The organism is Arthrobacter sp. 9V, assembly GCF_902506065.1.
In the GTDB taxonomy this organism is placed as follows: Bacteria; Actinomycetota; Actinomycetes; order Actinomycetales; family Micrococcaceae; genus Arthrobacter.
The window spans coordinates 876691-889453 of the sequence record NZ_LR732912.1; the positions used below are offsets into that span (position 1 = coordinate 876691).

10 protein-coding genes are annotated in these 12763 nt (G+C 62.1%); 5 read left to right on the plus strand and 5 right to left on the minus strand.

From position 1 onward, the window contains the following. Positions 1–60: 60 nt before the first annotated feature. Together BACI9J_RS04130 and BACI9J_RS04135 are read left to right on the plus strand one after the other, a co-directional pair. Positions 61–444, plus strand: coding sequence for a DUF7793 family protein (locus BACI9J_RS04130; protein ID WP_159733294.1), 384 nt, complete (start codon positions 61–63; stop codon positions 442–444). Between the two features lie 19 nt (positions 445–463). Then, positions 464–1276: a class I SAM-dependent methyltransferase gene (locus BACI9J_RS04135; protein WP_159733295.1), complete on the plus strand. Its 813-nt coding sequence runs from the start codon at positions 464–466 to the stop codon at positions 1274–1276. Positions 1277–1344: 68 nt separating this feature from the next. Here BACI9J_RS04135 and BACI9J_RS04140 read toward each other — a convergent pair whose 3' ends face one another. The 3 genes from BACI9J_RS04140 to BACI9J_RS04150 all read right to left on the minus strand — a co-directional run bounded on the left by BACI9J_RS04140 (position 1345) and on the right by BACI9J_RS04150 (position 8053). Beyond that, on the minus strand, positions 1345–3564 hold the full coding sequence (locus BACI9J_RS04140; protein WP_159733296.1) for a S9 family peptidase: 2220 nt from the start codon (positions 3562–3564) through the stop codon (positions 1345–1347). Between the two features lie 74 nt (positions 3565–3638). Continuing rightward, a complete protein-coding gene (locus BACI9J_RS04145) occupies positions 3639–4541 on the minus strand; it encodes a GGDEF domain-containing response regulator (RefSeq protein ID WP_159733297.1) in 903 nt (300 codons plus the stop codon). After that, positions 4538–8053 (minus strand): hybrid sensor histidine kinase/response regulator, encoded by a 3516-nt coding sequence (locus BACI9J_RS04150; RefSeq protein ID WP_159733298.1) that lies wholly within the window; start codon positions 8051–8053, stop codon positions 4538–4540. Before BACI9J_RS04150 ends, BACI9J_RS04145 begins: the two co-directional genes overlap by 4 nt. Positions 8054–8343: 290 nt before the next feature. On the opposite strand from BACI9J_RS04150, the gene BACI9J_RS04155 reads away from it, so the two are divergent. Both BACI9J_RS04155 and lepB read left to right on the plus strand, forming a co-directional pair. Further along, entirely contained in the window at positions 8344–8781 is a 438-nt protein-coding gene (locus tag BACI9J_RS04155; protein WP_159733299.1) for a VanZ family protein, read from the plus strand. Then, positions 8774–9493 carry a signal peptidase I gene (gene lepB / locus BACI9J_RS04160; RefSeq protein ID WP_159733300.1) on the plus strand — a complete coding sequence of 240 codons (720 nt, stop codon included), beginning with the start codon at positions 8774–8776 and terminating at the stop codon, positions 9491–9493. Before BACI9J_RS04155 ends, lepB begins: the two co-directional genes overlap by 8 nt. Positions 9494–9496: 3 nt before the next feature. On the opposite strand, the gene BACI9J_RS04165 is transcribed toward lepB, so the two are convergent. Continuing rightward, positions 9497–10561 (minus strand): LCP family protein, encoded by a 1065-nt coding sequence (locus BACI9J_RS04165; protein ID WP_159733301.1) that lies wholly within the window; start codon positions 10559–10561, stop codon positions 9497–9499. A 413-nt stretch (positions 10562–10974) separates the two neighbouring features. Here BACI9J_RS04165 and BACI9J_RS04170 point away from each other — a divergent pair, with 413 nt between their 5' ends. Then, a complete protein-coding gene (locus BACI9J_RS04170; RefSeq protein ID WP_159733302.1) occupies positions 10975–11988 on the plus strand; it encodes a LysM peptidoglycan-binding domain-containing protein in 1014 nt (337 codons plus the stop codon). A gap of 3 nt (positions 11989–11991) precedes the next feature. Here the strand turns inward: BACI9J_RS04170 and BACI9J_RS04175 are convergent, their stop codons facing one another. Continuing rightward, entirely contained in the window at positions 11992–12597 is a 606-nt protein-coding gene (locus BACI9J_RS04175; RefSeq protein ID WP_159733303.1) for an arsenate reductase/protein-tyrosine-phosphatase family protein, read from the minus strand. Between the last annotated feature and the right edge of the window lie 166 nt (positions 12598–12763).

Sequence of the window (12763 nt, forward strand, 5' to 3'; positions counted from 1 at the left end):
GGCTGTGGGGGATCCATTCCGGTTTTCCCCTGCAGCTGTCCTGAATGCACTAGGAGAACTGTGGACCACCCAGCTACACCGCAAGACCACCAAGAGGTGACTTTCGAGTTGGAACTCGAAGCCCCCGGGATCCTTCGCCTGACGTGGCCGCGGGGCGCCAGAATCAAGGAACCTGATGCCCAGAGGGCCATGGACAAGGTCAATGAGCTCTGCGGAACGGACCGGCACCCCATGATTGTTGACATGGCCACCACAGACGATGTCACCAGGGGCGCACGATCAGTCTTTGCCAAACCTTGCCAGGCTTCCCGGATCGCTCTCTGGGGTTCGTCTCCGGTGGACAGGGTCATTGCCAACTTTTTCCTTGGAATCATGAAGCCGCCATGCCCTACCAAGTTCTTTACGTCTGAAACAGAAGCGTTGGAGTGGCTGGTGGAGGCATAGCGCCCCATATATTTGGAGGATGTTCTCCGCGCTCAAAAAGTACCTGCTGATCCCACGACTCATCAGGCTCTCCTCGGCCGCCCCCAAGGACCCGCTCACGGCGTGGGACAAGTACTGGGGCAATGTCCGTTCAACCGGTGCCACCGGCGATGTTTTGTGGGACTCGGGAAGCGCCCATGAACTGGATGGCTATCTTCCTCGCCTGTTGCAGTTGGATCCCACCCTTCCCATAGTGGATGTGGGGTGCGGGAACGGCAGTTTCACGCGCCTGTTGGCCCAACATTTTCCGCACGCGTTGGGGCTCGATTACTCCGCCAATGCTGTGGACCGGGCCCGGCAGGAGGCAGCGGGAATCACGACGGCGTCCTTCGCCGTGTGCGACCTGACGGCACCTGACGCTGCCCGGACCGTGGCGACGGCCCTGGAAGCTGCGGGCTGGACCGGGAACGCGAATGTGTTCATCCGCGGTGTTTTGCACGTTTTGGACCGTAGCGGGCAGGCTTCCTTGGCCGCGAACCTGCTGCCCGTCGTCGGGACCCGCGGTGGCGTTTTCCTGGCCGAGACCAACTTCCCGGGTACGCCGGTGGACTATGTCAGCCATCTCGGAGCGACGCGAAAGTTCATTCCCGCGCCGCTCGAGGGGGCAATACGGGGTCTGCCGATGCCCGGCCGTTTCGGGGCCGCGCAACGGGCAAAGGCCTTCCCGACCTCGGATTGGAACCTTGTGGAGGAAGGTTCAACGAACATCGAAACCCGCCCGCTGAGCAATCCGTCGTCCCCGGATCTCATCCCGGGCTACTACGCCCTGCTCCGGGCCCGCCAACCCAAGTGAGTCGCAGATCAGGCCGTTCTGAAGGCTGAGAACGGCCTGATCTGCTACTTAGATGGGTTCGGGGGAATCTACTTGAGGCCGGCGCCGGGGAGCAGTTCGGTGGCGCCGAGGGAATCTGCGATGAACGCGTAGTCCCATGCCCGCTCGCGCCACTGCACGTACCGGCCGGATGCCCCGCCGTGGCCGCCGTCCATTTCGATCTTCATGACGATCGGCTCGGGCCCCGTGGACGCGGACCGCAGCGCCTGAACCCATTTGGCGGGCTCGACGTACAGCACCCGGGTGTCGTTGAAGGATGTCACAGCAGCGATCTTGGGGTAGGCCGCGGCCCTCACATTCTCGTACGGAGTGTAGGACTTCATGTAGGCGTAGGCCTCCGGGTCCGTAATGGGGTTTCCCCACTCCTCCCATTCCAAGGCGGACAGCGGAAGCTCGGGATCCAAAATGGTGGTCAGAGCATCCACGAACGGCACCTGCGCCACCACGGCAGCGTACTTTTCCGGGGCCATGTTGGCCACCGCGCCCATCAGCAGGCCGCCGGCGGAGCCGCCCATGGCAGCTATGCGGGAAGGACCAACCCAGCCCGAACCTGCCAGCCAGTCCGTTGCCGCAATGAAGTCCGTAAAAGTGTTCTTCTTGGTGAACTTCTTGCCGTCCTCGTACCATGTGCGTCCCAGTTCACCGCCGCCCCGGATGTGGGCAATAACCATCACGATTCCGCGGTCCAGGAGGGACAACCGGGCCACCCCGAATCCCGGATCCATACTCATTTCGTAGGAGCCGTACCCGTACACCAATCCGGCTGCTGTGCCGTCCTGCGGCAAGGACGCGTGACGCAGCACTGACAGCGGGACCTGTGTGCCGTCGTCGGCCGTTGCCCATTCCCGGGTGGCCACGTAATCGGCTGCCGAGTAGCCGCCCAGCACCGGGCTTTCCTTGCGGAGCAGCAACTCGCCACGGGGCTGATCTGAAGTAGGCAGGACGAAGTCGTAGACGCGCGATGGCGTGAAGTAGGAGGTATACCCCATCCGGATTACCGGGGCTTCGTAATCGGAGCCGGAAACGCCGGCAGTGTAAAGCTCCTCATCGAATGCCGGCTCCACGGGCACCCCTTGAGCCGCTGTGCCCAAACCGGCCAACGGGAGCACCTGTACACGCTCAATGGTGTCCTTGCGGACGGACAGCACCAGATGCGTGGACGTCACTCCGGCGCCGTTAACGCGAACGTCCCCGGAATGCTCGACGACGGTACGCCAGTCCTGCTCGGACAGCGGCTTGCTGAGTTCGGCAGGGTCCACCAGGCTCACCATCGAGTTGATGGCGTCCTTGTTGTGGGTGAGGAGCAGCGTTTCCTTTCCGTCCAGCAGGAACGGCTCGGCCTCGTAGAGCACGTGGTGCTCGCGGGAAATGACGGTGCTGAGTCCGGCGTCGTAGTGGTCAAAGCGGAGCAGCCGCGTTTCGCTGAACTCGGAGCATCCGATGCTGAGCACCAGGTGGCGGCGGTCCGAGGAGAGGTCGAAGCCGAGCCACATGGCGACGTCGTCCTCTTGGTAAATGACTTCGTCCTCCGATACCGGCGTGCCCAGAACGTGGGCCTTCACCTGGTACGGCCGCCATGAATCGTCCACCACAGTGTAGAAAAGCCTGGTGCCGTCCGGGGAAAAAGCCACCCCGTAGAAGATGTCCTCAATGACATCCGGGAGGAGCTCACCGGTGCGCAGATCCTTGATCCGCAAGGTGAAGCGCTCGTCTCCGGCGTTGTCCACTGCATAGGCGTAGAGGTTGCCGTCAACGGTTACGGCGGCACCGCCCACGCTGAAGAACGGCTGGCCCTCTGCTTCGATATTGCCGTCCAGGAGCACCTGCTCGCCGGGAAGCTCTACCCCCGCTTCCACCGCCGGAGGAGTCCAGTCGGCCACAGGATCACCGGTGTTTTCGGCCAGCACGCGGCACTGGATGCTGTACTCCTTGCCCTCCACCGACCGGCTGTAGTACCACCAGCCATCCTTGCGGCTGGGCACGGACAAATCGGTCTCCTGGGTGCGGCCCTTGATCTCCTGGAACATGGCTTCGCGGAGCGGTTCCTGGTGCGCCGTGACCGCCTCCTGGTAGGCATTTTCTGCCTTGAGGTGGTTAACAACCTCGGCGGACTCCTTGTCCCTGAGCCACTCATAGTTGTCCACGAACACATCCCCGTGGTGCTCGCGGCGGGTGGGGATCTGCTGGGCGACCGGAGGCTGGAGAGTAGGTTCCTTGGCAGCGGCAGGCGCGGAAGAAGTGTGGCTCATGTGGCCACTCTATAGACGGGCTCTGACACAGAACCAGCAATTTCGCTCAGAGCGCCCGCACAGAGCGCAACACGCTATTCCGAGCCGATGGCACCGGCCAAGGACACACGGTTCCGGCCGGAGGCCTTTGCTGCGTAGAGCGCCAGATCAGCTTCACGCAATAGTTGCTCGGTTCCGGCACGGTGACCACTGGTAAAGGCGGAAATTCCCGCGCTGATGGTCAGGACGCCGTCGGGATCGCCGGAATGTTCAATCCTCAAGTCCTGCACTGCAGACCGAACACGCTCCATCACCAGCCGGGCACCCTCAGCCTGCTGATCGCGCAGGACCAGCAGAAATTCTTCGCCGCCAAACCTGTAGACGCCATCGGACTTCCGGACCTCGCCGGCCAGGGTCGATGCGATGGCAATCAGTGCGGCGTCGCCTGCCTGATGGCCGTAGATGTCGTTGTAGCTTTTGAAATTGTCCACGTCCACCATGGCCAAGCAGTAGTGGTGATCCAGTGTGCCCAGGTCCTCGGCCAGCTTCAGGCGATTGTGCAATTTGGTGAGGGGGTCCGTCCGGGCCTGCTCAGTCAGCGCCGAACGGTAACGGGCAAGGTCCGCGTGCAACGAGGTGATGCGCTGGGCGGCAAGCAGACGGATGTGGAGGCTGAACGGATCCAGGGGTTTGGTGACATAGTCGTCAGCTCCGGCTTCCATCCCGGCCAGAACGTCCTTGCGCGAACCGTGGGACGTCACCAGGATTACGTAGGTATAGCTGTCCTCCTCGGCAGCACGGATGGCGCGGCAGAGATCCAGCCCGTTGAGGCCGGGCATCATCAAGTCAGTCACCACAGCTTCGGGACGGTGCTCCTTATAGAGCTGCCATGCGGAGTCGCCGTCCACGGCCACGATGCACTCGTGGCCGGACTGCTCCACGGCGGCTTTGGTGATCATGCGGGAGATTTGGTCGTCGTCAGCAATAAGGATTTTCATGATGTTCCCCGCAGCGGTGCTTCCCGCAAGTGTGCCCCCGTTAGTGTGTGTTCGAGTGCTTGGTCTACGCGTGTGAGTTCGGCTTGCAACTGGTCCAGCAACAGCGACCCGTTGGCTGTAAGGTCCGGTCCCACATCGCGTCCGAGCCGTTCCAGTTCCCTGCACCGGGCTGCAGCTCCTGCCGCCCCTATATTGGCAGCAGCCCCTGCGAGCTTATGCGCGGCGGCTTCCACGGCAGCGGCCTGTCCGGCTTCCAGTGCCGATCGCAAGGTCTCCAAGGCTCCCAGGGAATCCTGCCGGAAAGCTTTCACGGCTTCCGGCAACAGACCCAAACCGTCGGAAGGCCCCAGTTCGCGCAGGATTTCCAGCCGCGCCAGGTCAAGGACAACAGCGTTCGATGCCGGTGCTTCCGCCGGCTGTTGGGTGGCGTTCACCGCGGCGTCCGACCAAGCGTCCGGCGCGGCGTCCGGCCAAGCTTCGGGCGAGGTGTCCTGCGCGGCAATGGCGTCCACCCCGCCACCCGCCGTCGACTCTTGCTCTTGTTGCGGTACCCAGCGTGAAAGGACTTCAGCGAGCTTGCCCAGATCCACGGGTTTGCTGATGTAGTCGTCCATTCCCGCCGCGAAGCAGCGCTCGCGGTCCTCGTCCAAGGCCCCGGCCGTCATGGCAATGATGGGGATTCTTGCGGAGTGACCGTTGCGGGCACGGATGGCCCGGGTTGCGTCGAAGCCGTCCATGACCGGCATATGGCAGTCCATGAGCACGGCTGCGTACTTGCCGGACAGGGCGGCGGACACAGCCTGCTCTCCATCATCCACAATGTGGACGTCGTAGCCGAGCCGGTTGGCCATTCCCCGCGCCACCAGCTGGTTAACCTCGTTGTCCTCGGCCACCAGCAGCTTCCCGAGCCGCGGCACAGGGTCCGTTGATTCAATAACGGCCAGCACAGGCGGGGAGGCTGCCCCGGCGGTCTTGGTGGACAGCACCCGTAGAAGCCGGTTGTACAACTCGGAGCTGCGGACGGGTTTGGTGAGGTATTCGCGGATTCCTGCGGAGGTGAGATCGCTCCTTTCCACCTGCATGGTGGAGGTCAACAGGATGATCCCCGGGCCGCCCGAGCCGTTGGCATCGTTCCTGATGTTGCGGGCAAGTTGGAGCCCGTCGGTGTCCGGCATGCACATGTCCACCACAGCGATGTCATACGGGTGGCTGGAAAAAGCTGCAGCCCGGTATTCGTCCAGGGCGGAGGCGGCATCGGCAACAGAGACGGGAAGCATGCCCCAACTGGCCAATTGCGTTTCCAACACCAGACGGTTGGTGGCATTGTCGTCCACCACCAACACCCGGCGTCCGGCCAGCGTGGCCGGCAGGGTTTCGGCCTCATAGCTGGCCGGGCCAAGAGGCAGTTCAAGGTCAAACCAGAACCGGCTGCCCACCCCGGGCTCACTGTCCAGGCCGATTCTGCCTCCCATGACTTCCGTGAGACGGCGGGAGATGGCCAGGCCCAGTCCGGTTCCTCCATAACGGCGCGTGGTGGATGCATCTGCTTGAGCAAAGGATTCGAAGAGCCTCTGATGGTTCTCGGCGCTGATGCCAATGCCTGTATCTCTGACCTCGAAGCGGAGGGATGCTTTGTTCGGGTCTTGGGCCAGGACGGAGACCTGGACTTCCACTTCGCCGGACGGAGTGAACTTGACGGCGTTGGATGACAGGTTCAGCAGGATCTGGCGGATACGGCCGGCGTCGCCCATCAGTCGAGCCGGAACGTCCGGGTGGCAGTAGGAGATGAGCTCCAGGTTTTTGCCCTGCGCCGCTTCCACCACCAGTCCCGCTACCTCTTCCACCAGTGCCCGGGGATCGAAGACGTTGATGTCCAGATCCACTTTTCCCGCTTCCAGCTTGGAGAAGTCAAGGATGTCGTTGATCAGCGTCAGCAGGACCTCACCGGCGCCCTTGACTCCTTGGGCGTACTGCCTTTGCCCTTCACTGAGGGGCGTGTCCATCATGAGCGAGGTCAGGCCGATCACCGCGTTCAGTGGTGTCCGGATTTCGTGGCTCATGGTGGCCAGGAACTCGGACTTCAGGCGGCTGGCTTCCAACGCTGCTTCACGGGCAGTGAGGAGTTCCTTCTCCGCAGCTTTGCGCTCGGTGATGTCCCGGGAGATGGTGGCGACGCCTCGGATGCCTGATTCGCCCCGCACCGGTGAGAGAGTCACGGACACAGGAATGACCTCACCATCGCTGCGTCGTCGCCGGCTCTCATAGTTCTGCACATCGCCGCTTTGCGCGGTGCTTTCCAAGGCGAGGCGTTCATTAGTCAGCAGGTCCTGCGGAATGAAGAAGTCACCCTTCCTGCCTATGGCTTCCGAAGCAGGGTAGCCGAAGATGCGCTCAGCGCCAGGGTTCCAACTGGTGATTACGCCCCCGGGAGTTTCGCCGATGATGGCGTCGCCCGAGGAATTGACGATTGCTCCCAGGCCCTCAAGCTCGGCAGTACGTTCGGCCACCTTTGACTCGAGGTCGCGGGTCAGTGTCACATTTTCGACGACGATCAGCACCTGCCGCACGATCACAAAGATGATCACCGTAAGGCCGGTGACCAGCAGGACGCGGTCCTCTCCAATGGGGCGGGCCCGCGAGAAGAACACGGCGCTGAACACGGGCAGGTAGGGGAGTAGCTCCAGAACTGCCGCGTAGGCGCGCCCGTCCTTCTGCGTGCTGTCCGCGTCCGGAAGCAAGGGGCTCAGGCCCACCAACAGGAAGGCCAGTACCCACCCCAGAGCCAAGGGGGATCCGGTGACGCCGGTAGTGCCTTGGAGCGTGAAGCTCATGTACGCCAGGTCCGTAATGGCGAGGATCCAGAAGCCCATCCCCAGGCTTAGCCAAGGAAGCCGGCGGCCACGGGCTGCCCGCATGGTCAGGACGATCACCACGGAGACCATGAAGACGTCTGCGATGGGGTAGGCCATCTGCGTTGTGTGGGCAAAGGCGTCCTGGTCGGTGGCCTCCGCCAGGGGACCCAGTACCGAGCTCCAGGCAATGAAGAAGGTGGAACTGGCCACCACTCCGGCGTCCAGGATGGTCCGGCGCAGCGGGATGCGCCGTCCCTGGCCTCTCAGCAGCAGCACCAGGCCAATGGAGGCGGGCAGCGCGTACCAAACAAAGCCGACGTCCGCGAACGACGGGAACGGGTACTGGTGGTCCAGGGTGATGCCATTGATGGTCCACACCACTTGCCCGGCGCTCCAGATGCCCAAACCGGCCACGATGAACCAGCGGCCCGGACTGCGTTCCCTGCGTTTGCGGGCTGCCAGGGTGTGGGTGGTCAGCGCGGTGAGCGCAGCCAGAAGGATCGCCAAATCGCCTGCGAGTTGCGCCGTCGTGGTTCCTGCCCCGCTGATCAGACCGAAAACCAGCAAAACCAAACAGACGCCAACCGGCACCAGAAAGAGCGGCAACACACGCCGCAGCTCCGAGCGCAAAGGAAGAACCCCGTGCTTCACTCCTGCCACTGAACCCCTGCCTTCAAAAGTGGCCCCACCAAAAGCGAACAACGCGTCTAGCCTGCGCTGAGGAGAGCATACGCCGAAAATCACTAGTTGAGGGGCAAATCACACACAAGAGACGGGGCCACGTCACAGTGCGTCCACCAGTATCGGGGCGGGATGAATGGCCCGGGGGCAGCCATAGCCCATATGTGTTGATCCACCAGGGCCAGGGCTTCCTCCCTCCTATAGTTGATGTAGTTCACTGCTCGGCGCCCGGAGCGTCAGACGGCGCGAAGCGCCAAGAAAGGCCAGAGGTGCTTGCTCGGCAGTACGCCACGAGGTGGCTCAAGGCGCTGTTCATTGCGTACATGGTTGCGCTCGCCTTCGTTGTTTTCCTGCCCGCGCGTGAAGCCAGCACAGTGACAGGCTTTGTGGGGGTAATTGCCGGCTGGCTTTCCGTACTCGGCCTTCCCCAGGACGCGGCAGGCATTGCGGTGGAATTCATCGCAAACATCGTCTTGTTTGTCCCCTTCGGGGCGCTGGTTCGCCTGCTGAAACCGAGCCTGTGGAATGGGTGGCCGCTTGCCCTTCTCGCCGCTGCATCTTCAGGGACCATCGAAGTTGTTCAACTGCTGATTCCTGGCCGGGTGACTGCGCTCTCGGACGTGGTGGCCAACACCCTGGGAGCCTTGGCGGGCCTGGTCATAGCCAAGAAGTCTGCATCCCTCCTGACGTCGGCCCAAAGTGAGTGAAAGAAGTGAGACGGCCAAAGCTGCCAAACGCCGTCGGCTGCTTCGCTCCCCATGGATTCATGTCCTGCTCGCCTTGATGGTGGTCTCCCTGGTTCAAGGGTTCCTGGTGAAGGTGTACTCAGTGCCATCGGGGTCCATGGAGCAAACACTCAACGTTGGCGACCGGGTGGTGGTCAACCGCATGGCCTACATGAGTTCAGCGCCCCAACGCGGCGACGTCGTGGTCTTCAGGAAGCCGGCCGGATGGGGTCCGCCGCCCGAACGAGGGGCTTTTCGCACAGGAATCGGTTGGTTTGGCGAGCTGACCGGAATCGGACCCGCCAACACCGAATACCTGGTCAAACGTGTAGTGGGCCTGCCCGGAGATACTGTGGAATGCTGCACCGTCAACGGCCAGGTCCTGGTCAATGGCGCGGCAGTTACGGAACCCTATATTTTCCAGGACCTGGCCTACATCAGCGGCACAATAGATTGCTCGACGCCGGCAAGGTCGCCGCGTTGCTTCGGCCGCGTCCTCCTGGGCGAGGATCAGTACTTGCTCTTAGGTGATCACCGATCCAACTCCCAGGATTCCGTCATTGCCTGCCGGAACGTGGGCGCACCCGCCAATTGCGTCAGGACAGCCGGCAGGGGAGACATCATTGGCCGTGTTGACGGCTTCCTCTTCCCGTTCAACAAGTGGGGAAATGGCCACACGCTCACCAGCGGCTGATGCTTACTGTCCTTTGTCGAGGGCGTGCGCGGTAACGTACACGCCCACTTGATCCTTGGAGAGTGCGGCTGCGATGTCGGTGATGGCAGTGGTGTCAGCCAAGACGATCGACTGACCGTCCGCTGAGGTTCCCGTGCCAAGGGTGGGGAGCGTAAACATCACAGTGTCCTGCGCCCGGACGTCCTTCATGGACAGGGAAAGGTTACCGATCGCTGCAGCGTCAAAGTCCTTGTCCACGCTCACGAACGGGGACACCGCCGAGACCATGTTGCTGATGGTTACCGGATTGGCGAGGGTTTCACGCGCAATGATCTTGCCGATCATGGATTTGAGGTACGCCTGTTGGTTTCGAACGCGCTGGTAGTCGCCATCGCTGAACGCATAGCGCTCGCGGACAAAGGCGAGGGCTTCATCGCCGTCAAGGGTTTGCTTGCCTGCTTCATATTGCTGTCCGGCCATCGGCCCTGAACTCGGCGCAAACGGAATCTTGACGTCAACTTCCACGCCGCCCAGGGCATCAGTGAGACCCTTGAACCCTTCAAAGTCGATCATGGCCACGTGGTCGATGCGCTGGTCGAAAAGTGACTCCACGGTCTGAACCATCAGGGGAACACCACCGTAGGCCAGGGCGGCGTTGATCTTTGATTCTCCCTTTCCAGGAATGTCTATCCACAAATCCCGCATGAGGGATATTGCGTAAGCCTTTTTCCTGTCGGCGGGAAGGTGCACCAGCATCAGCGTGTCCGCACGCTGGTTAGTTGAGGCATTGGTCTCCACATCCACGTCCGCGCCGCGACTATCGCTGCCCATCACCAGAATGTTCATTGCGGTGTTTCCCTCGGCTTTTTGTGGCCGGGTGGATTCTTCCGGAAAGGCATTCTCAATTTTGGTGGAGCCTGAGTTGAACGTTTGTGCCAGGTTGAAAACATAAGCGCCGGCAATGAGGCCAACCACAATCACCGCGGCCGCGAAACCAAGAAGCACATTCCGGGCGGTCTTCTTGCCGTTCTTTTGACGGCGGGAACCCGATTTCGCGGACGGTTTTTGGGCATGGGTGGGGAGGGTCATGGATTCCTTGGTGTCGGCAGCAGCAGCGAGGGCTTGGCCCAACGTACTGTGGCGGAGCCTCGGCGAGCCGTTCGCTGATCCGTTTGATCCATGCCCGGGGCCCTGCTTTTCCAGTCCGCATGAGCGGCCGGGACGCCGGGAGCAAGTAGTCCATTTCGCGGAAACTGCGTAATGCCCAAGTAACCGTTCAAGCCATCCGTTGGAAAGTCGAGTAGTTCCTACTCGTGCGGCGGGAAGAGCCCATTCCTACTATTGAAATTCGTAGGGTTATTGCACTTCCGTTCCTCCGGCTCAGCGGTGGACTGCACCCCCGCACATTGTGGTGGTGCTCCTCCCAATACGTAGCTGCGCTTTCTCCGTCAGGCCAAGAAGCCTGTGGTGCGCGGTCCAGAGCCATGGAGTCGGGGTTTCCCATGAATATGAATGACGTAGATCTTCAAACTTCCCTATCAACCAAGAGCGGTAGCAATGTTCGGCCGCCACAGTCCACTAAATTCAAGCTGTTGATTGCCGGCGCGGTGCTGGCAATATTGGCTCTTATCCCTCTGCTGTTCGGGGTGGTTAACTGGGCGACGCAACCAGCCGGTGACGTTGATCAGTCTGTTTCGCAGGAACAAGCACCATTTTCGAAGGGCGACAGTGCCCAAGCGCCGGCGGCCTTGCCGGTCCAGGATGCGGAAGCAGCCGCGCCGGCAGCAGTGGCGCCGTCAGCTGAAGTGCCTGCAGCCCCAGCGCCGGATACTGCACCTGCAGCCCCAGCACCGGAGGCTGCAGCGCCGGCTCCAGCAGTTGTGGAGGTTGCCCCTGCAGCGCCGGCTGGTGACCCCAACCTCTACACGGTGGCCTCCGGGGACACCGTTGGTTCCATAGCTTCGCGCTTCGGCGTGGATGTCTCGGCCATGTTGGCTGCCAATGGCCTTAGCGCGTACTCGGTGATTGTTCCGGGGCAGGTTTTGAAGCTCACAGGACCGCCCATTGCGGTGGCAGCTCCAGCGCCGGCACCGGCAGCTCCACCAGCGCCGGCTCCGCAAGCCCAAGCCGCGGTTGCTCCCGTTATTGCGGCACCCGCTCCTGCTCCGGCTCCCGCGCCTGCTCCGGCCGTCAGGACCATCTACGTGGCAGGAGCCGGTGGGCAATCCATGGTGGATGCCTGCATCGGGCCTATTCATTACACGCCAACCAACGCCTACGCCACGTTTATCACCGAGCATGATTTCTGCGGAGGCTGGGCACGGTTCTCCGGGATCAGCGTGGGTGAGACGGTTTCAATCCCGGGCTACGGAACCTTCACGGCTACGGGCAGGGGCCAGGTACCCAACCCGGGGAGCACCAATGACGTTGCAGCAGTCTTCGGCGGATTCCCCGCAGTGGTCCTGCAGACTTGCATCCCCGGCACCAGCCAGATGCTGGTGATTGCGCTCAACTAAGAACTAGGAAACCTGGGCCGGCGCCGTGAGGCGCGCAAAACGGAGGATGCCTAGGATGGCCGGGGCCAGCTCATCCTCCATCTGGTGGTAGACCTCTTCCGATCGTCGGTAGGGGTCTACCACATCGTTGTCTGCAGGGTCGGAGGGCAATGCGAGGTGGCGGACGGAGGCTGCGCGGGTGGGGAGTGCGCGCCAGAACTCGGTGATGTCACCGGTGGCGGGGCTATCGCCGCGGCTCTCGAGAACACCTAGCATCCGGGCGAATTCCCGGACGGTGAAGGTGCGCTTCAACAGGGACGCATCCAGTTGGAGGACTTCGCCGCGGTGCTTGGACGTCATGGCAAGCACCAGGTCGGTTTCCTTGAGTATCTTTGGGGTCAGTTGCCTGGCTGCGAAATCGTCCGGGCTGCCTCGGAACGTGCTGATGATTTGTGCCGAGAGCGGCTGGATGGGATCACCCACCATGGCCCGTGTTCCTGCGCTGCGAACCTCAAAGGATCCGGGGCTTACTTGGTTCAGCCCGGTCTGCAGCAACCGTTCGGCCACGGGGGAGCGGCAGATGTTCCCTGTGCAGACGGTGAGAATCCTGAAGGGCTGGGGCGATTCCACGTAAGGCTCTTTTCTGGCGGTGATGGGGGACAACCGAGGTCCCACCCCAAGTTAACACGCCCGGAAGCGAGGATCTTGTCAACAACGCGGAGCCACGTAAACAGGTCCAACCATCTGCGGCCCCAACGGGCGAACGCTTGACTGAAATCACCCGCTCCGCATATTC